Source organism: Leptospira ognonensis (assembly GCF_004770745.1).
In the GTDB taxonomy this organism is placed as follows: domain Bacteria; phylum Spirochaetota; class Leptospiria; order Leptospirales; family Leptospiraceae; genus Leptospira_A; species Leptospira_A ognonensis.
In genome coordinates this window covers 362,636-380,873 of record NZ_RQGD01000035.1, presented here as the reverse complement: position 1 = coordinate 380,873, position 18,238 = coordinate 362,636, and the positions used below count along the sequence as shown (strand labels likewise).

The window sequence follows — 18,238 nt, the reverse complement described above, 5'->3', positions numbered from 1 at the left end:
TTTTGAATTTTTGAAAATCCTTTAGAATCTCTTGGTATGTTTTTGGTTGGTTTTGTCTATATATCTCGTAAGCCTCTTCAATATCTACGTCCTTGGTTTTTCCATCGAGAAGGACAAATTCAAAATCCAAAGTCTCATCATATGTTTGCTTCAGATTTGGATCAGATAGAATGGAAAAGGCATTTTGTATTTCTATCAGTTTGAGTTCCGATTCAAAAGGAGATTCTATTGCGAGAGCTTCCCAGAAGGATTGAAGCTCTAGAAATTGGCGTTGGACTAAGGAGGCGGAAGCGTTTCGGTCTAAGCCTAAAATTTCGTAATGAGTTTCTCTTCTTACCAAAGCCATACGATTGTTCCTTTCCGATTGGAAATGGATTATCTTTGCTTTACAACTTCAATTTTCCAAAAATGATAGAAATATGGAAGTCCAATCCCCGAATTCGCTCTTAACGAAACCAGAAGCATCAATTGACCTAGGAAAGGTTTTTGTAGAAACCTACGGTTGCCAAATGAACGAGTATGATTCTGGGATTGTCAGAGAGCTATTCCGAAAGGAAAACTATGGAAATGCCACGAGCGTTGAAGATTCCGATATCATTTTTTTAAATACATGTGCCGTAAGGGAGAATGCGCATGCGAAAATCTATAGTCGCTTGCAGTCTCTAGGTTACTTAAAGAAAAAAAATCCCAATCTTGTGATTGGTGTACTCGGGTGTATGGCACAAAATCTCGGAGAGGATTTATTTCACCAAGAATTGCCTCTCGACTTAATCGTAGGTCCAGACAATTATCGATCTCTTCCGGAGCTCATTCAAAAAATTCGCGGTGGTGAACGGGACGTACAGCTGACACGGCTATCGAAGACGGAAACGTATGATGAATTAGAACCGAGGGTCGTTAACGGTATCCAGGCCTTTGTTACGATCATGCGTGGTTGTAATAATTTTTGTACCTTTTGTGTGGTTCCTTACACGCGAGGTCGCGAAAGAAGTAGGGAGCCTGCATCCATTGTAAATGAGATTTTAAAATTGGAAGCTCTAGGAGTCAGACAGGTCACGCTGCTTGGTCAAAACGTAAATAGCTATTTGCATGATCAGGAAGATTTTTCGTCCTTGATCGAGACAATCCTAAGTGAAACCACAATCGAGAGATTGAGATTTACCTCTCCTCATCCTAAAGATTTTCCATTGCATTTGCTAGATCTGATGGCAAAAGAGGATCGTTTTTCTTCGCAGATTCATCTCCCGCTTCAGGCTGGGAATGATAAGGTCCTAAGGGATATGAAGCGTAGCTATACGAAACAAGAGTATCTTGATCTTGTGGATTTGATCCGAACAAAAATTCCCGATGTCGGTATCACGACGGACATTATTGTTGGTTTTCCTGGCGAAACTCGCGAAGAATTTGAAGAAACTTTGGATGTTGTCAGAGCTGTTGGCTATGATATGTCTTATATGTTTAAATACTCAGAAAGAGAAGGAACGATCGCTAAAAGAAAGTTTGTTGATGATGTTTCAGAGGAGGATAAGTCCTCTCGACTGATTGAACTTGTCGATTTACAATCTTCTATCTCCCTTTCAAAGAATCGGGAGAGAATTGGAAAAGTCTTCAATGTGATGGTTGAAAATACATCTAAAAAAAGCAAAGTAGAGTTATGTGGTAGATCCCACTGTGGCAAGATGGTTGTTTTTCCTATACCAGAAGGAATGGGTCAAAATTTAACTGATTGGTTAGGTAAATCCGTTAATGTTCAAATAGACTCCGTAACAAGCGCTACTCTTCGAGGTCATTTAGTTTAGTGAGCGAAGAAAAGAAAGTCGATCTTAGGTCACTTCGCGTCTTTTCCAAGAGTGATCTTCCTCCGGATTTCATTGTAGAAACTGATCGCGGAGGAGGTTTTCTCAAAAAATTCAAACCGCCTATATTAAGAGTTTATATCCTAAAAGAGATTCTCAGTCCCTTCCTGGTAGCTTTGTCTTTTTTCACGATGATTTATATGGCAGTTGCCATTCAAAAAATGATTGGTCTTTTCGTTGGTAAAGGGATCGATTTCTTTCGGCTTTTAGATTATATGGGATATGTTTTTGGAAATACGCTTCCCATGACCATTCCTATGGCTTGTTTGATGTCTGGAATCATGGCGGCAGGCAGGCTATCGGGCGACTCGGAAATTACGGCGATGAGGGCCTCAGGGGTGTCCTTCCCTTATATATATTCTAATTTTCTAATTTTTGGATTTCTCATGACGATGATAGTCGCCTATCTTAATTTTTATTTGGGTCCAGAAAATACTCGTAAGATGAAAGAGTTTGATAACTGGATTGCCACATATAATCCTTTGCTAGCCATCCAACCTGGGCAGTTTTCAGGAGACAAGACACAAGATTTGTTCGCAGAGAAGGGAAGAACCATGTATTCTGGGGGTGTGGACAATGAAGGAAATTTAAGCAAAGTCCAAATTAGAGAATGGCAAATATCTGCTCAAGGCACTGACTACATCATTCTAAACAATCTCATGGTACCGATGGGAGGTTCGCGTGTGATACAGATAATCAACGCGAATGAGGGTCTACTTGTAGAGAAAAAAAATCCCAAGGGTGAGTATGAAAAATCCATTCGTTTAAAAAAGGGATTTGTCATCGAGTGGAATACCGAAACAGAAGGTATCAGCGTTACAAATTTTTTAAATGGGGAAATGGACTATAATGTTCCTACTAAAAAAGAAACCAAAACCTTAGGTATAAACGTTAAACCAGATACCTTTTCACTTCCGATGCTTCTACAAATTCGAGGAGCATTAGAAAGTGAGGGTTTGGAAAAAATTCCGGGTCTTGAGATGTTAAATGAGATGGGACTATCAATCAAAGGGATCAATGGACTTAGTGAAATTGTTGAGAAGTTAAAGATTGAAATGCTAACTGGTGCCCAAGGCGGCGGTGCCAGCCAGTCAGATCTGACTCAGAAGTTTGCCGTCTATTCACAGTTAAATGAACTATTAAATGAATCTAAAAAAACGTTAACGGCTTTTAACATTGAGGTTCACAAACGATTTGCCACACCTCTGTCGTGTCAGATATTTTTCTTTTTATCTTTTCCGTTAGGTTTGGTCGTAAAACGCTCAGGTAAAGGAATGAGCTTTACCCTTGCCGTTGTATTTCTACTTGTGTATTATTTATTTTTCATTTTCGGTACTGGTATTTCCTACAAGGCTAACGTTCCTGACTGGCTTGGACCGTGGTCTGCCAATATCGTCATCTCGCTCATTTCCGGATACATTATGATCACTCGGACGGATGCAAAATTACCAGAAGCAATCAGGAGTAAATTGGGATTTTATTATCGGGCGAGGGATCGTTGGGATGGATTTCTCGATTCGCTAAAAAATCGGTTTAAGAAAGCAAAATAATTCAAATTTTGCTGGAAAATTCTGAAAGTGACCTGTTTCCTATTATGTAGACCTCTCGGAGAAAAATAGTTGAAAACTTCTATTATTTGGAATGTATCGCAAAATCGCCCTTTTCCTTTGGAATTGTGGAAACACCCAAAGATCAAAATCCAAGTCAATCAAATCAACTTAGCTGAGTTAACAAAAATCAAATTCAGTGACAACGAATTCAATTTTCTCTTCTTACAAGTATCTGGGGAGGATTGGGAGAAGATCCGCGCGACTTTAAAAAAAGATTTTGACTCGCATCCACTCTTATCCCTTCTGATTGTTCATTCTACGGATGCCTCTGAAAAAATTTATGAAGAAGTGCAGACAAATGCAAAGTATCTTGTCTTAGAAAATCCGCTTCACATACGTGAACTTCGCATCATTTTAGATCGTTGCATCCAAGCAGAGTTTTTTAAATCGGCTGTACATGATATCGGAAGCAGCTGTTTAGAAAATGTTGGTTTCTTCGAGGGAGTGTTTGCACTTGCGCATCGTGAGTATGAAGATTCCAAAAAGGAAAATGCTGCTCTGAAATCAATTTTGGACTATGAAGAACAGGTAAAAAAGTCACAAGTGGGAATCAATCATGCGATGGAGAAGGTTACTGACTTAAAAAATCAAGAGCTCATTGAACTGCATGGTCGCGTGAAGGCCATTGAGCAATTAGATGAATTGCGATCTATGGAATTAAAACAAGCTTTAGAAATGCAAAAAGCCACAGAACAAGTGTTAAATTATTCCAGAATTGAAGAAATGAATATGGAAAAAATTCTAAAGGCTCATGATAGACTTTTTGATTATACGGAGCAGGAAATTAGGGATCTGATTGCTGAAAATGAATCCCTTAAAAAGAAGTTAGGTATGATCAAATAAACCATAGAATACTTTATATATCCTTTGCCACTTTTTCTTCGATCGCGGTGAATTCTTTTGACTCTCTACCGTAATGCAGTTCAGCAAAGCGCAAAAGATGCCGCTTTTTAACTTCTTTCCATTCTTCTGCAATCATTTGATTTTTGCCTTTTGCGGCGGCATTTTCTAACTTTTCATAGGCGAGTGCCAAAAGTCGATGAGGCTCTGCCTCTTTTTCATGCTTTTCCGAAAGTGCAATGTAACGCTCTAAAAAGTCGGCGCTCTGCAAATAATTTTTAAAAGCGTCCTGGTGTTTGATGTATTCTCTATATAGACCTGCTTTCAAATCTAAATATGGATCACTTCCCTTGACTTTTGGATTTTCGATTTTATCAAGGATGGACATTCCTTTGATTAATTTCGCATTGGCTTGGTTACGTGCTTCAAAAATTTGTTTTTGAAACGCTTTCTCTTTATTGTCTGCCCTGGATTTTTTTTGCCATTCGTATCTGTCTTCGTAATAGACAATTTTTTTAGCATCTTCTCTTTTCTTTTCGATGGACTTCATGGCATTTTCGAATCCTTCTATCGCGAGAGAATATTCCCTGTTTGCCTCCTTCCAACGCCTCTGGGAGTTCGATTCGTCTACTAAATCAAGAATTTCGATCTCATTGAAACGAGTCGGACCGTCACCCCATGGGGAACCTTTATCAGGCGATCCTGGTAGTATTTGTTCCACTTTCGAGGCATCCGCAAAAAGATTCCAGTGACAGAGTATGGCAAAACAGATGAAAATAGATTTTTTATTGAAAAACATCAACCATTCCTAGGTTCATTTTTTAAACTTTCCTTGTAACTAGGAACTTGGCAAGAACTATCAATCTATGACAATCATCCAAAGAAAAATGGAAGTCGTGAAAAACATAGTACTCATTGCTCACGACAATCGAAAAGAGGACTTATTGGAATGGGTTCATTTCAATAAGGGAACATTGGCCAAACACCATTTATCCGCAACAGGGACCACAGGGCGGATGATCCAAGAAAAGATCCAGCTTCCAGTATTCCGATTTATATCGGGACCACTCGGTGGGGACCAGCAAATTGGTTCAAAGATTGTGGAAGATGGGATTGATTTTATGGTATTTTTCTGGGATCCCTTAAGTGCACAACCGCATGATCCGGATGTGAAAGCGCTTTTACGTATCGCAGTATTGTATAATATTCCTATGGCCTGTAATAGGTCGAGTGCGGATTTTCTTATCTCTTCTCCACTTATGGAAAAAGAATACAACCGCCAATTAATCGATTACGGAAACCGAATACCCACAAAACATTAATTTGGACTGACAATTTAATAATTTTGCAGTTATCTTATGCCTTTCGCTAAATTGTTTTTTTAAAATGGGAAGAATGAACCATTTACTAACAGGCCAAAATGGAAAACGTATTTCGATTTGATCTGTGAGTATGGATGTATGATCCGAAATTTCTTTAAATTTGTGATGGTGTTCAAAATAAGAGAAAGGCCCCGATATCTGTTTGTCTACAAACAGCTTGTTTTTCTCGTAGAGAATATGTTTTGCGATCCAAGTAGACTTTAAATTTAAAAATATTGGTACACGCAAAATGGCTGTTTCACCAACGGCAAGAGATTTTGGTTTTTGTATCACTTCGATACCCGCGCTTAGTGCCACTAAGGCTTCGAATCCTCGGGGTTCTTCATGGAAGGCAAAAAGGGATTCTTTATCTTTTTGAAATTCCGATTGGCAGATAAAATAAGTCATGATATGAGTTAGAGTGTCATGTTTGCTCGAATCTCGAAATATTTTGAAAAAAAATCCGCTCTCCTCTTAAATCCGCTCAAACTCGATAGTAAGGCTCGAGATCGTCTAGAAGTTGAGAGGCGGAAGCGAGGTATGGACTTACATTTAGAGATCAAAATCATGAGAGATAAGGAAAAGAGCGGCGCAGTACACATTGGTTTTGTCCAAGCTTCTTTGGACAAGCCAGTCCATCAGGCCTTGGGACAGGTCATTTCCAGCGAAGATTTTGAATCTTTAACCAACGGTCTCATTTCTTATGAAGAGGAGGAAGGAAAATATCTTTTTTATCCAAATATAGATTTAGTCTGGGAGGATTCACCAAGGGCAACTTTCAAGCGAATCAGGGCGAACAAACCTTTTACCAAAAAAGGTCAAACCTGGTCTTCGGACGCTGGTTGTTCCTACCCGCCGATCAAATCGATCCTAACAAATGTGAATGTCATTTCATGTTATGCGAAAGGAACAATATTTCAAATTGAAGTTAAAGCGGAACTGTTCACTGCCGAAATTGAAGAAGAAATTTCTGAATACATTCTTATTTACTTTTCACGCTTGTATCCGCCATTGGCTTGATCGATACCGAATCTCCAGTCGCCAATTCCTTTTCCCAACCTCGCATTTTTGGTCTAATCAGACTGATTTCATTTCCTAATTCTAAAATTTCTCCCTCCATGAGAACATTACCTTTTCTCGTAAATTGAACAGATGATTTAAGATTTAATCCATCAATCTTTCCAAGGGAGATAAGCACGTCTGATTCTCTGATTTTAAGGATCTTCCCATTGATAGGTAAGATGAGCTTTACCTTTTCAGCGATTCTTGAAGCTATCGTAGGTAAGCTATCGCGACCTTTCTGGCTCGTTTTCCAAACGCCAATATCCTTTGAAGTCTCTCTATCATAGAGAGAAATTTCTACTTCAATCAGGTCATTTTCAAATTTATAATTTCCGTGCAGAACATATCGGATTTTCGTTTTGTTTAAACGAGCTGAATCGAGATGATGCAGAGATTCTACAGAAAAAGGAATCGTTTTGGTAAAAGGATGAAAGTTTGTCTCTTTGATTCCATTTCTAATAGTTAAAAATTCTTTGTCATCTGGTAACCGAACATTAAACACGTGTTTCAATTCGTAACGAAGAGCTTTTGCGATAAGCCTCCCACCTGGGTAGTGCTCTGGAAAGGGAACTCGCGATTCCAAATCAAAGACAAAAACCTCTGGGCTAAATGAAATAGGGTCGTAAACGATTCCTTTTGGAGCTATTTGAAAAAGGCCCTCTCGGTATTCTAAGGATTGTTTTAACGTATGTATCGCGAATTCAAGCTTGTTTTGAAGTTTAAAATTTGTAGGATCTTCTTCCCTAAACTTGATGAGAAGATTGATAAACCTGATCGAGTCGCCCGTCAAGTCGTACATATCTATCAATTCATTTCTTACATTAAACGGAGTTAAATCACGTGATCGCAAAAGGTGGAATTTTGCACTTTTGAAATATAGAGAATGTTTTTCTGCAAGGTAACGTTCTTTTCTGTATCCTCCAAGTTCTCTTCTCATCTTAGATTCTTCTTTCAGATGTTTTAATGCAAACTCCTCGGCTTCGAATCTACCGATTTCATCTAAGTCATCAATTTGTAAGGCTCTACGATAATGGTATTCGGAGAATTCTTTTCGATTTAACTCCTCTCCAATGCTCGCTTCCAAAGAATGGTAGTGTTTATTTTCAGGAAATTCCCTCGCTAATTCATAAATAAGACGAAACCCTTTTTCAAGTGGTTCCTGATTTAAATCTCGACTCCGGTAGGCTTCCATCATCTTTAAATAAACAAGAAGAAGACGAGATGGCTCATGTTTTGAATCTAAATTTAAAGCATTTTGAATATTTCCTTCTGCTTCCTGTAATTGATTCAATAAATTCGGAACATTAAAATAGTTTTTGTATAATGCAAGTTTTGCAAGCAGGTAGAATCCTGTTGGATCACTTGGCGTCTGAGAAATGTATCTCGAAAGACTATCCTCAGCTTCCTTCCACTTATTATTTTTTAAATACAACTCCGCTAACATTTTTTCAACATCGGCTGGATGGTTTAGTTTTTCGCTTAAAGTAACTAGTTTATGGATCGCTAAATCCTTTTTACCAATGGCTTGTAAATATTTGGATTGGAGAATTCTTAGACCCGTATGATTGGGAAACTCCTCTAAAAGTGGGTCGATTCTAGGAGGAATCAGATTTTCTTCCATTAACAAGATATTGATTTCCGAAAGTCCTATGACTGCCTCAAAATTTTTGGCAGAACGACTTAAGACCTCAGTATATGCTCGTTTTGAATCGTTATAGGATCCCATGTTTTTTGAGCATTCTGCATATCCTAGCTTTGCCTCAATAGAGTTTGGATTAAGCTTTAAGGCATTTTGAAAATTAATTATGGCTTTTTTGCAGTCCCCATTTTGTAATCTTTCCTTTCCAACATTCAATTCATCAAGAGCCGTTTGCGTATAAATGGGAGCTCCACAAACGAAACATAGAAGTAAGATCAAAATTCTATTCAGAAGGAACAAAATAGCCTGCCTCATCTTTCCCTTTAACTCCGCGATGATCAACATCAACGACTAAACCAATGTAGCGATCGATCAATTCAGGGTTAATATCCGATTTGTAGGAAAGTATATACCTCTGGTCCAATTGAGATCTAATCATTTGATACAAATGGCGCTCGTCACCTTCGCCATCCAGCAAAATATACTTACCGTTTGATGGTTCGGTGAGATCCGACCAAAATCTTTGCGCCCCTTTTTTTGGAGAAGTCGAAAGTACATAAATAGGGATGGAATGGGCGCGGGCATATTCAACAACTCTTGTTTTCGAATATTGCAAAAAACTACTATCATTTGCTTCAGAACTCACTAGGAAAACGAGTGCCCTCGGTCCCATGTTTTGAGAAAGCTTTGATAACGCAGTTACAGCAGCCTTTCCAAAGTTGTATTTGTCTTCCTTCTTAGAATCTCTGATTTTTGCTAGTATTTCAAATTTTGATTGCGTTTTTGGAAGAATGAGATTCGTATCCTTTCCCGCCCTGTATAGAGATAGCTCATCCCATTCCGTTAAGGACCTAAAAAACGGCTGCAGAGAATCGCTAAGTAAAGTGTTTGCTTTAGCAAGACTTTCGCTATTCTCATAGATGACGGCAATATTCATCTTCTGATTGATTTTTTCCGTTTTTGCAAGCGAGAAGAGAGGAGTCATATTATCATTTTCATAGACTCGGAAAGCCAGTCGATCGACACCGATAATTTCTTTCCCCAATCTATTTTTTAAGCGAGTGTATATGTGAACATTTGGAAAATCTGACGTATCGATGGACTCGATTTTTAAATCAAGTCCTGCAACTAAATTGTTTTTTTCAGTAAAAACGTCCACTCTATGTCTAGCGTAATCAAGTGCATACAATGTTCCCGAGGAATCGATGTTAACTGCAAAAGGTCTAGTGAGAACTCTATAAATTCCTTTTTTGTCACGAAACCTCGGGAGTAATTTCCATTCACCCATATCAAGTCCATAAGACCAAATTCCGGTCAATTCATCCGTTAGATAAATCTCGTTTTCTAATATTCGAATATTCCTTGGTCTCTTCCATTCGGGTTTGTTGATTTGGCTTAAAACATTGCCATCAGTATCAAACACCAAAATACGAACATTGTCTTTGTCGACGACATAGATTTGATTTTTAAAATAAAAAATTCCCGCAGGATTCTTTAAGAGTTGTAATTCATTACCAAAAAATTGGATTTCAAATTGTCCAGAAGAGTTAAATTTTTGGATGCGATTGTTTCCTGAATCGCTTACATAAAAGCTCCCAGTCTCATCGAAACTAATGCCAGCAGGTCCATGAAATTTCCCAGGCTCACTTCCTGGACCACCTACAGATTGCAGGAGCTTACCTTTTAAATCAAAGATTAGAATTTCATCCCTACCAAAATCAGCTACAAATATTCGATTCTGAGAATAGCCTAGCGCCACTGGCTTATCGATTTTTTTTGTAAAACTACCTTTCCAATTGGCGATAGCTTCTCCATTTGCATTGAACTTTACGATATTGGAAGTTCCAAATCCTGCAATATAATAGTTACCTTCATTATCGAAAGTTATATCGACAGGATTTCTAAATCGATGGTTTCGAATGCTATCTCCATCTAAGGATTTAAAATAAATGCGTTCAAGAGGTGTACTTCCGCCTGCGATCGCAAGACGAAGGATTTCAATTTTACTTTGGATGAGCAGATCATTCTTTTTTTGCGATGATAATATCTCAAATTCTTCTAATGCTTGCTCCCACTCGCCTAGCAAAAAGTAGTTGTTCGCAAGTTCTAGTCTCGCGAGTAAAAAATCTTTCTTCAAAGAAACAGCTTTTTGAAAGCGCTCTTTAGCTGCAGAATATTGTTTTAAGTTCTTGTAGGTGAGTCCACGTTTGAATTCTTCCTTGGCAGCTTCTTCCCCAAGCGTAAAATTAGGAAAATCCATCGAGAGGATCTGTGTCGTCAGAAGTATGATTAGGCTTGTGATGGCTCGTCTCAAAACAGGTTCCCCCTTCCTATCTAATGGGACATAATATAGAAGTCAATCCAGAACTCGTTTAATTGCGTCAAAACTTGCTTTCCACCTCTTTATTCTCGACAGATATGACTTTTCACCCAAGATGGAAATGCCTTTATGTCCCCTGATTTGATAGAAAAAGAAGTGAAACGACGGCGAACCTTTGCCATCATCGCCCACCCAGATGCGGGAAAAACGACCCTGACCGAGAAATTACTCCTTTATGGAGGCGCCATACAACTGGCGGGAGCTGTCAAAGCGAGAAAGCAGGGTAAATCTGCGACCTCAGATTGGATGGCAATGGAAAAGGAAAGGGGGATTTCGATCACCTCGGCTGCACTACAATTTGAATATAAAGACGCTATCCTCAACCTATTGGATACGCCTGGTCACGAAGACTTTTCTGAGGATACCTATCGCACGCTTATGGCGGCCGACACGGCGGTGATGGTTCTTGATGCAGGAAAGGGTGTCGAGCCGCAAACCGTGAAGTTGTTTCGCGTATGTCGGGATCGGGGCATTCCGATCATCACTTTTATCAATAAGATGGACCGACCAACCAAAGACCTTTATGCCTTACTTGACGAAATCGAGAAAGTTCTTGGGATTAAAGCGGTTCCTGATGTCTGGCCACTAGGGACTGGTTTCGATTTTAAAGGAGTGTATGATCTCAGGGAAAAACAACTTTTTCTTTTTGATCGGACTCCGGGTGGCAAACAGAAATCTGCCTTTCGAGTCTCTGGACCTAACGACCCCGAGTTAGATGCCCAATTTGATGCAGAGATTCTCACGAGCTTTCGTGAACAAATTGATCTGGTTGAAAACGGAATCGGCCCTGTGGATGTTACATCCTTCCTTGTCGGTCGTGAAACACCTGTTTATTTCGGGTCAGCAGTAAACAATTTCGGAATTGAATTGTTTCTAAATAAATTTTTAGCATTGGCACCTGCGCCTGATCATGTTCCACTTCGGGATGGGAATCTTTTGGACCCTGTGAATTCCCCATTCAGTGCTTTTGTTTTTAAAGTCCAAGCAAACATGAATAAGGCGCACCGAGATAGGATCGCTTTCTTGCGTGTCTGTTCAGGAGTTTTCGAGCGAGGTTTGAATGTAAACCACAACCGATTGGACAAACAAGTAAAACTTTCCTCATCTTTTGCCTTTTTTGGACAAGACCGAAATACGGTAGATCTTGCCTATCCGGGTGACATTATCGGGCTTGTCAATCCAGGTACATTCAAAATTGGAGATATACTATCAAATGGAGCCGCACCCTTATTAAGAGCTCTACCTAGTTTTGCCCCAGAACTATTTGCTACAATTTCGTGTAAAGATACCCTACAGTTAAAATCCTTTAAGAAAGGCCTGGATCAACTCGCCGAAGAAGGAATTTTACATTTGTTCACCTCTCGATCGATAGGCGGAGGTGTTCCCATAATAGGCGCTATGGGAAAATTGCAGTTTGAGGTTTTTCAAAGAAGGTTGAAGGATGAATACAGTGCGGAAACAAATTTGCATATACTTCCTTATAGCGTTTCCCGATGGATCTCCCCAGAAGATATTCCGAAAGTTCCAAGCAATGCGAATTTAGTCGAGGATATGTTTGGAAATGTTTCCCTTTTGTTTGATACAGAGTGGGACATGAATTATTTTCAGAAAAATAATGAAGATCTTAAACTCCTGACTGCTCCGCCAATCAATGACTAAATTATCTCAATGCCGATCCATGTGATATCATCAGGGTAGGATGCACCTTGGGAATGGTTTTTCACCATTTCGATTAGGGTTTCCTTGATTTGTATGATAGGATTCGTTTTTGAGGATATAAAAAATGTTACCAGTTCATCATTGCCTAGTTGCTCATTTCTATTATTTCGAACGTCTGATAAACCATCCGTAAATAGAAAAAATCTATCTCCCTTGGAAAGCTTTATTTCTTTAATTTTGGGACTAAAAGTAGGTAAAATGCCGAGCATTGGATTTAATCTCTCTGGGATATCGACTACGTCATTTTCTGTTATATGGACGACTCCGGGATGGCCTGCATTACCATAAAAAATTTTAGAAATGTTGAAATCAAAGAGTAGAAATTGGAAAGGGACGAAAGAATACGAATCTGGAAGGTTTGTTCTAACACCTTCATTCATTTTTAATAAAATTTCTCCAGGAACGGTTGTTTCTTTTACAATCTGATGGAATAGGACACGAACGACAGTCATCATCATGGCAGCTTGCACACCATGACCCACAATATCACCTAAGACGAAGATATATTTATTATTTCCCAAATTTAGGAAGTCGTAATAGTCACCACCCACCTGCAGTAATGGCATATAAATATTCTCAAAATGCAAACCAGGGATGCTGATTTTTTCGGATGGTAAATATTTCTTCTGCAACTGTTTTGCATAAACCATCTCCGTTTGAAATTCTAGTTTTTTACTCGTGATATCTTGTATGAGAATCAGCGTCCCTCTAGGGGTAGTCTGATTGTTTTCTAAAAACCAAAGATGTAAGGCAATCTCTAAATAGATGAGATCTCCATCCATTGTAATTGCCTCCCATTCCTCAATTCGTGTATTCGCAAAAACGTTAGAATTTTGAGAAACCTGTTTTAAAAATGATTTTGCTTCGGCATTTATTTTTTGTAGGACATTTTGTCCACTGGTGGCCAGAGTAGAGATAGAAATTTTCGATTCTAAGTTCGGATTGCTGAGAAGAACTTCACCATCGGAATCGTATAACAAGGCGGCATGTGGAAATTCACGGAATATGATATTTAATTTACGTTTGTCTTCCATTTCCCTTCCAGATATCCAGGCAGAAAGGATTAAAGTTACTACAAATAATAGAGAAAGAAATAATAAGTTTCTGACCAGGTTGATCCTGACAGGTTCGAGTAAAATTTCCTTCGGGCTGATTACGATTAAATGGAAAGGTAAGCCATACATCGGGAAACTTGAGAGAAAAAATCCTTTGCCTTCCAGCTGTATGTCTCGAATTTTAGGAAGGGATTGTTCCTGTTCGGTATGAGTTCCTAAAACAGAGATCCATTCGGCGGGGATACGAAAATTATTTTCAATTTGGCTTGAAATTCCAAATTTTGAATCCTGATTTACTAAAAAAATTGACTCACTAGGTTCACTAAAAGGTGAATCCAAAAGATGGTCTTCAAGAAAATCAGCCGAGTAAATCCATACCATTCCGTTATCATATAATAAGATCCAGTTTTTTGGCGCATTCTCAAAGGAACATGGAAAGAAAAATGTTTTTTGCCTTTTGAAAAATTCGATATCGTTTTCATTTTTTAAACAAACATTGAAGATATTATTTTCCTTCAAAGATTCTAAGTTGCCATTCCAGAAGTGAGTTTTTTCCTTTGCTTGCGTTAGGAGATGATCTCTTATATGATTTTCGATATCGATTGACATCAGCTGAACTCGCGTTAATTGAAATCGGTAATTCCAGTCCAGCGTGTTATTATAATCGCGATATAAAAAATGCGTGATGAAAATGGCGAAGGGAAATATAATTAGGAAAAGAAGGGAAAGGAAGAGTTTTAAAAAGGAAAATGTTTTAAAAATTTCGAAATAGGATCGGAAATTTGATAAAGAACGATTCTTTAACTCCTTATTAATCATTTCTTATCGGAAGCGCGATTTCCTTTAGATTAACAGATTCCGTGTTTCCTACTCGATCTCTGGAATAGTATTCAAGATAAAGAATTTGTTTGCATTTTGATTCCTGGAGTTTTTTGATTTTGATGGCTTCTTCGTAAACATTCCATACCGTCTGAAGTGGAAGTTGACATCCAAATCGAAAATATGTTTTTTCTAAACCAGATAGACTATCTATACTGAATAGTCGGATGGATACGTCTGGAGCTAGAAAAAAGAAACGTTCATTGGAAAAGGTATTTCCTTCAAATTGTAGATGAGTTTCAGGTGGAGTGCGGTCAACAGAAAAAGAAATTTGTTGGATCGGCTCTTTATTACCCAGTAAATCGACACCGTAATATTCTAATTTAAAAGAACCCTCATCCTTGATTTGAATCGTTTGTTCTGCGAGATGGCGCCAATCTGCATCATTCAGTCTGTAAAAATAGCGAACGGTTTTTTGCGAATTCTCTCGGATCATAAACTCAGGGGAAACAAGAAAGGTATCTTCATGACCGATTTGATTTTTTACCTTTAAGAATACGTCTGAGGTGTTCTTTATTTTTGGGACGTCTAAAACTACCGCAAGGTTCGGATTTTTTTGAAGGGGAAATCGTTTGATTGGATTGAAATCTGTCCAATACCCTCTAATGTTTAGAAGTGCAACGGCTCTAACTCGAAAGTACTTTGAATCCATCGGAGCTGTGATTACGTTGCGACCGGGTTTTAAGAGTTTTTGGACCGGTAATTCTTTGGACGTATCTGTTTCTATTTCTTTCCAAAACTCGATTTCGAATTCTTTGATCGCTGGATTATCCTTTTCTAAAAGCAAAGTCATTTTGAATTCATCAGATTCTGTTTCGAGCGCAGAATTCTGTTGTGCAAAACTCGAGAGAAAGCCGGTGATTAGAATCAGGCAGTAGATAGATTTTTTGAAACTCATGGTTCTATCTTCGGTGCGTTTGGTATGAGAAAAGGTGTGGTCGGTGCTTTGCCTTTCTCTACAAAGGTTGCATAACCTGCTTTGACTTCTACGGTAACATTCTGTGCAGATACAGCTACATTACCTTCATAACAAGCTAAACTTGTGTTTTCTTTCTCATCGACTTCGGTTAGAAATTCAGTACCTTTCACATCGGCAATGGCAGCAGGTGTTCTTAAAATAAACATTTTCTTAAGTGTCGTTCCATTACTCTTCGAAACGATAGCTTTCATTCGTCCGCGACGTAAAAAGAAAGTATCGGGTTCGGTATCTGATTTTACACGTTCAATCAGTACATGACTGCTAGGTGCCAGTTCGAGTTGAGATCCAGAGACAAGATGCAGCTCGAGTAAAGAGTCCGCCTCTGTTTTTGCCTCATCGCGAAGGAATAAACCCACGCCAGCAGAAGCATTCGACCAGCTCGTTTCTTTTTTAGAGTGGAGAAAGACAAAGGATTGGCCTCTGGATCTTGCGATCTCGGCAATGGGACGTTTTCCTAGACTTGCAGGAATCCATAATTTCATGCCAGGTAGGATCAAATTAGGATTGTCTATCTTATTTGATTTTAATAGCTCTTTCCATTTTCGGGGATCATCTAGATAGGTTTTCGAAATGACGGATAGAGTTTGCCCTTTTTCCACCGTAATGGTGATACCATCTTTTCCAGGTCCTGGGAGACTTTCGTCAGCCTGAATGGAAGTAAGTGTTAGGAGGGGAATAACAAAAAACAGGTGAAAAAGTGAAAACGAAAAATTTGCTTTCCGAATCATCTTTCTCACCTGATTGACTGATTTACTTTAAGTTCTCGGCAACTAACTCCGCGATGTCTTTCACTTTCACAGAATCTATTTTTTCTGCTGCTTTGACACCATCTGTAATCATGGTGATACAGAACGGACATGCAGTTGCAATAGTGCTTGCCCCTGTATCTAGTAGCTGACCTGTTCGCTTGCTATTGACGCGCATGCTTTCTGGATTGGACTCATCTACATGTTCTTCCATCCAATATTGCGCACCACCTGCACCACAACAGAGACCTTTTGAATGGTGATCCACTGCTTCTTCCAATTTACCACCAGAAACCTTTTTCACAACGTCTCTCGGGTTTTCGTAGTTATTGTTATAACGTCCGATATAACAAGAATCGTGGTATGTGAATTTTCCTTGGGCTGCGTCATCAGCGACTTTCACGTCAATTTTGCCTTCGTTTGAGAGCTGGTTGATAAATTCCGAGTGGTGGACCACATCAAAATTACCGCCAAACTGTGGGTATTCGTTTTTGATTGTATTGTAACAATGAGGACATGCCGTTACAATCTTTTTAACTCCATAACCGTTCATTGTGTCTACGTTTTGTTGTGCAAGGGTTTGGTAAAGATACTCATTTCCACCGCGTCGTGCTGAGTCGCCGGAACATCCTTCTTCTGTTCCTAAGATACCGAAATTGACGTTTGCCTTTTTCATAATCTTAACGAAGTCTTGTGAGATTTTCTTATTTCTCTCATCAAAAGCTCCTGCACATCCAACCCAATAGAGAATATCTATGTTTTTATCTTCTGTTTCACCAAGAACCTTAACATCCAATCCCTGTGCCCAGTCTGCTCTTGTATGCGCGCCTACACCCCAAGGGTTCGAATTGTTTTCCATATTTGTGAACGCTTTTTGAAGTTCAGGACTCATTTTTGATTCGGCAAGAACTAAGTGCCTTCGCATTTCTATAATGGCATTTACTTGGTTATTTCCAACGGGACAAGCTTCCACGCAGGCAAAACAAGTTGTACAACCCCAAATGGATTCTTCACTCAAACCTTCATGAGAATTGATCACTCCTGTATCTAGAGCAGCAACTGCCTCCGCTGCTTCCTCTCTTGTTTTGCCTGCACGTGCGGCATCAATAAGTGGCATTTTCTCAAGTAACTGGTGTTTTAGTTCAACAATGATTGCTTTCGGATTAAGCATCTTTCCTGTGCGATTGGCAGGACATTCTACTTGGCATCTCCCGCATTCGATACAAGACATTCCATCTAAAAGGTTTGGCCATGGGAAATCTTCTACTCTGTTAGATCCCCATACTGCATTTTCATCTTCCAGATTTAATTTTGAAAGTTGACCTTTAGGAGTATCAGTGGCAAAAAAATAATTGATAGGAGCAAAAATTAAGTGAGCATGTTTTGATGTAGGAACATAAAGCATGAAAGAGAATACGGTAGCGATATGACCCCACCACATGATTTGAAAAACGAGATCGGCACTAGAATTTGATACGCCAACCATTTCCCATACTCTTCCGATCATCCCATCAATCAGACCAGGCTCTGTAAAATAAGTTGCAGCAACGGTTTTCGCACCATTACCCAGTAGAGTAGTAACCATCAGAGTAGCAATCATACTTATGACAATGGCTGAAGCAGGTGAGTGAACATCTAGACCTTTCGCTTTTTGGATCCATCGTCTCCAAGCAAAGAAACTAAGACCCGTTAACACAAGTAGAGAAACATAATTTACGATTTGCTCATAAACGTGATTTGCGCTTTCTCCAAAAAGAAAATCGGGTAGCATAAAACGATAAGGGTCTTCCATCGCATAACCAAATACACCAGCAATCATTTGGCTTGTTGTGTGAATGGTATAGACTAAGAAGCCATAAAAAATAAAGGCGTGCATGATACCGCGAAGTGGTTCACGGAAGTTCTTCTTTTGCAGGATGACGTTTTCAAAAAAACTCTTCAAGCGAAATGGAAGGTTTAAATTTTTCTTAGCATCTTCATTGAAGAATGCCGGTCTTCCTTGGAAGATCAACCGAAGACGGTAAATGATCGCTCGAGCGAAAACTACGTTTGCCGCGATAAAGAATGCTGTGAATAGTAGGTGAAAGAGAATTCTTCCGATATCCATTTATA

15 protein-coding genes are annotated in these 18,238 nt (G+C 39.1%); 6 read left to right on the top strand and 9 right to left on the bottom strand.

The window, feature by feature from the left end:
- Positions 1-346 (bottom strand): DnaJ domain-containing protein (locus EHQ58_RS14790; RefSeq protein WP_167883644.1); only part of this gene is annotated, 346 nt, incomplete at its 3' end.
- A 73-nt stretch (positions 347-419) separates the two neighbouring features.
- Here EHQ58_RS14790 and miaB point away from each other — a divergent pair.
- The 3 genes from miaB (at position 420) to EHQ58_RS14775 (ending at position 4,309) form a co-directional block, all read left to right on the top strand.
- Positions 420-1,799 (top strand): tRNA (N6-isopentenyl adenosine(37)-C2)-methylthiotransferase MiaB, encoded by a 1,380-nt coding sequence (gene miaB, locus EHQ58_RS14785; RefSeq protein WP_135624658.1) that lies wholly within the window; start codon positions 420-422, stop codon positions 1,797-1,799.
- Positions 1,799-3,406 carry an LptF/LptG family permease gene (locus EHQ58_RS14780; RefSeq protein ID WP_135624657.1) on the top strand — a complete coding sequence of 536 codons (1,608 nt, stop codon included), beginning with the start codon at positions 1,799-1,801 and terminating at the stop codon, positions 3,404-3,406. The genes miaB and EHQ58_RS14780 overlap by 1 nt, the downstream gene beginning before the upstream one ends.
- A 69-nt stretch (positions 3,407-3,475) precedes the next feature.
- Positions 3,476-4,309 carry a hypothetical protein gene (locus EHQ58_RS14775; protein WP_135624656.1) on the top strand — a complete coding sequence of 278 codons (834 nt, stop codon included), beginning with the start codon at positions 3,476-3,478 and terminating at the stop codon, positions 4,307-4,309.
- Positions 4,310-4,322: 13 nt separating this feature from the next.
- Here the strand turns inward: EHQ58_RS14775 and EHQ58_RS14770 are convergent, their stop codons facing one another.
- The gene (locus EHQ58_RS14770) at positions 4,323-5,105 is read right to left on the bottom strand and encodes an FcpA-related putative periplasmic flagellar protein (RefSeq protein WP_135624655.1); all 783 of its coding nucleotides are present in this window, start codon (positions 5,103-5,105) and stop codon (positions 4,323-4,325) included.
- A gap of 67 nt (positions 5,106-5,172) precedes the next feature.
- Here EHQ58_RS14770 and EHQ58_RS14765 point away from each other — a divergent pair, with 67 nt between their 5' ends.
- Positions 5,173-5,628, top strand: coding sequence for a methylglyoxal synthase (locus tag EHQ58_RS14765; RefSeq protein WP_210412825.1), 456 nt, complete (start codon positions 5,173-5,175; stop codon positions 5,626-5,628).
- Here the strand turns inward: EHQ58_RS14765 and EHQ58_RS14760 are convergent.
- The gene (locus EHQ58_RS14760) at positions 5,590-6,075 is read right to left on the bottom strand and encodes an SRPBCC family protein (RefSeq protein WP_135624654.1); all 486 of its coding nucleotides are present in this window, start codon (positions 6,073-6,075) and stop codon (positions 5,590-5,592) included. The genes EHQ58_RS14765 and EHQ58_RS14760 overlap by 39 nt on opposite strands.
- A 132-nt stretch (positions 6,076-6,207) precedes the next feature.
- Between EHQ58_RS14760 and EHQ58_RS14755 the strand changes: the two genes are divergently transcribed.
- Positions 6,208-6,687: a hypothetical protein gene (locus tag EHQ58_RS14755; RefSeq protein ID WP_135624653.1), complete on the top strand. Its 480-nt coding sequence runs from the start codon at positions 6,208-6,210 to the stop codon at positions 6,685-6,687.
- Here EHQ58_RS14755 and EHQ58_RS14750 read toward each other — a convergent pair.
- Both EHQ58_RS14750 and EHQ58_RS14745 read right to left on the bottom strand, forming a co-directional pair.
- Positions 6,650-8,713, bottom strand: coding sequence for a tetratricopeptide repeat protein (locus EHQ58_RS14750; protein ID WP_167883643.1), 2,064 nt, complete (start codon positions 8,711-8,713; stop codon positions 6,650-6,652). The two genes, EHQ58_RS14755 and EHQ58_RS14750, sit on opposite strands and share 38 nt — an antisense overlap.
- Positions 8,652-10,682, bottom strand: a complete 2,031-nt coding sequence (locus EHQ58_RS14745; protein ID WP_135624651.1) for a 6-bladed beta-propeller — start codon at positions 10,680-10,682, stop codon at positions 8,652-8,654. Before EHQ58_RS14745 ends, EHQ58_RS14750 begins: the two co-directional genes overlap by 62 nt.
- Positions 10,683-10,817: 135 nt before the next feature.
- Between EHQ58_RS14745 and EHQ58_RS14740 the strand changes: the two genes are divergently transcribed.
- Complete coding sequence (locus tag EHQ58_RS14740; RefSeq protein ID WP_135624650.1) at positions 10,818-12,407, top strand: peptide chain release factor 3; 1,590 nt, start codon at positions 10,818-10,820, stop codon at positions 12,405-12,407.
- On the opposite strand, the gene EHQ58_RS14735 is transcribed toward EHQ58_RS14740, so the two are convergent.
- Genes EHQ58_RS14735 through EHQ58_RS14720 form a run of 4 tightly spaced genes read right to left on the bottom strand, consistent with a single transcriptional unit; the run spans position 12,404 to position 18,233 of the window.
- Positions 12,404-14,341 (bottom strand): PP2C family protein-serine/threonine phosphatase, encoded by a 1,938-nt coding sequence (locus EHQ58_RS14735; protein ID WP_135624649.1) that lies wholly within the window; start codon positions 14,339-14,341, stop codon positions 12,404-12,406. The genes EHQ58_RS14740 and EHQ58_RS14735 overlap by 4 nt on opposite strands.
- A complete protein-coding gene (locus EHQ58_RS14730; protein WP_135624648.1) occupies positions 14,334-15,299 on the bottom strand; it encodes an LBF_2017 N-terminal domain-containing protein in 966 nt (321 codons plus the stop codon). The genes EHQ58_RS14735 and EHQ58_RS14730 overlap by 8 nt, the downstream gene beginning before the upstream one ends.
- Positions 15,296-16,108, bottom strand: a complete 813-nt coding sequence (locus tag EHQ58_RS14725; RefSeq protein ID WP_135624647.1) for a FecR family protein — start codon at positions 16,106-16,108, stop codon at positions 15,296-15,298. The genes EHQ58_RS14730 and EHQ58_RS14725 overlap by 4 nt, the downstream gene beginning before the upstream one ends.
- 22 nt (positions 16,109-16,130) lie before the next feature.
- A complete protein-coding gene (locus EHQ58_RS14720; protein ID WP_135624646.1) occupies positions 16,131-18,233 on the bottom strand; it encodes a heterodisulfide reductase-related iron-sulfur binding cluster in 2,103 nt (700 codons plus the stop codon).
- Positions 18,234-18,238: the final 5 nt, after the last annotated feature.

Excerpts from the sequence above, each read along its gene's own strand:
- EHQ58_RS14725 (WP_135624647.1), bottom strand. The coding sequence starts at position 16,108 with ATGATTCGGAAAGCAAATTTTTCGTTTTCACTTTTTCACCTGTTTTTT.
- EHQ58_RS14735 (WP_135624649.1), bottom strand. The coding sequence starts at position 14,341 with ATGATTAATAAGGAGTTAAAGAATCGTTCTTTATCAAATTTCCGATCC.
- miaB (WP_135624658.1), top strand. The coding sequence starts at position 420 with ATGGAAGTCCAATCCCCGAATTCGCTCTTAACGAAACCAGAAGCATCA.
- EHQ58_RS14755 (WP_135624653.1), top strand. The coding sequence starts at position 6,208 with ATGGACTTACATTTAGAGATCAAAATCATGAGAGATAAGGAAAAGAGC.
- EHQ58_RS14730 (WP_135624648.1), bottom strand. The coding sequence starts at position 15,299 with ATGAGTTTCAAAAAATCTATCTACTGCCTGATTCTAATCACCGGCTTT.
- EHQ58_RS14765 (WP_210412825.1), top strand. The coding sequence starts at position 5,173 with ATGACAATCATCCAAAGAAAAATGGAAGTCGTGAAAAACATAGTACTC.
- EHQ58_RS14770 (WP_135624655.1), bottom strand. The coding sequence starts at position 5,105 with ATGTTTTTCAATAAAAAATCTATTTTCATCTGTTTTGCCATACTCTGT.
- EHQ58_RS14720 (WP_135624646.1), bottom strand. The coding sequence starts at position 18,233 with ATGGATATCGGAAGAATTCTCTTTCACCTACTATTCACAGCATTCTTT.
- EHQ58_RS14740 (WP_135624650.1), top strand. The coding sequence starts at position 10,818 with ATGTCCCCTGATTTGATAGAAAAAGAAGTGAAACGACGGCGAACCTTT.
- EHQ58_RS14760 (WP_135624654.1), bottom strand. The coding sequence starts at position 6,075 with ATGACTTATTTTATCTGCCAATCGGAATTTCAAAAAGATAAAGAATCC.
- EHQ58_RS14750 (WP_167883643.1), bottom strand. The coding sequence starts at position 8,713 with ATGTTGATCATCGCGGAGTTAAAGGGAAAGATGAGGCAGGCTATTTTG.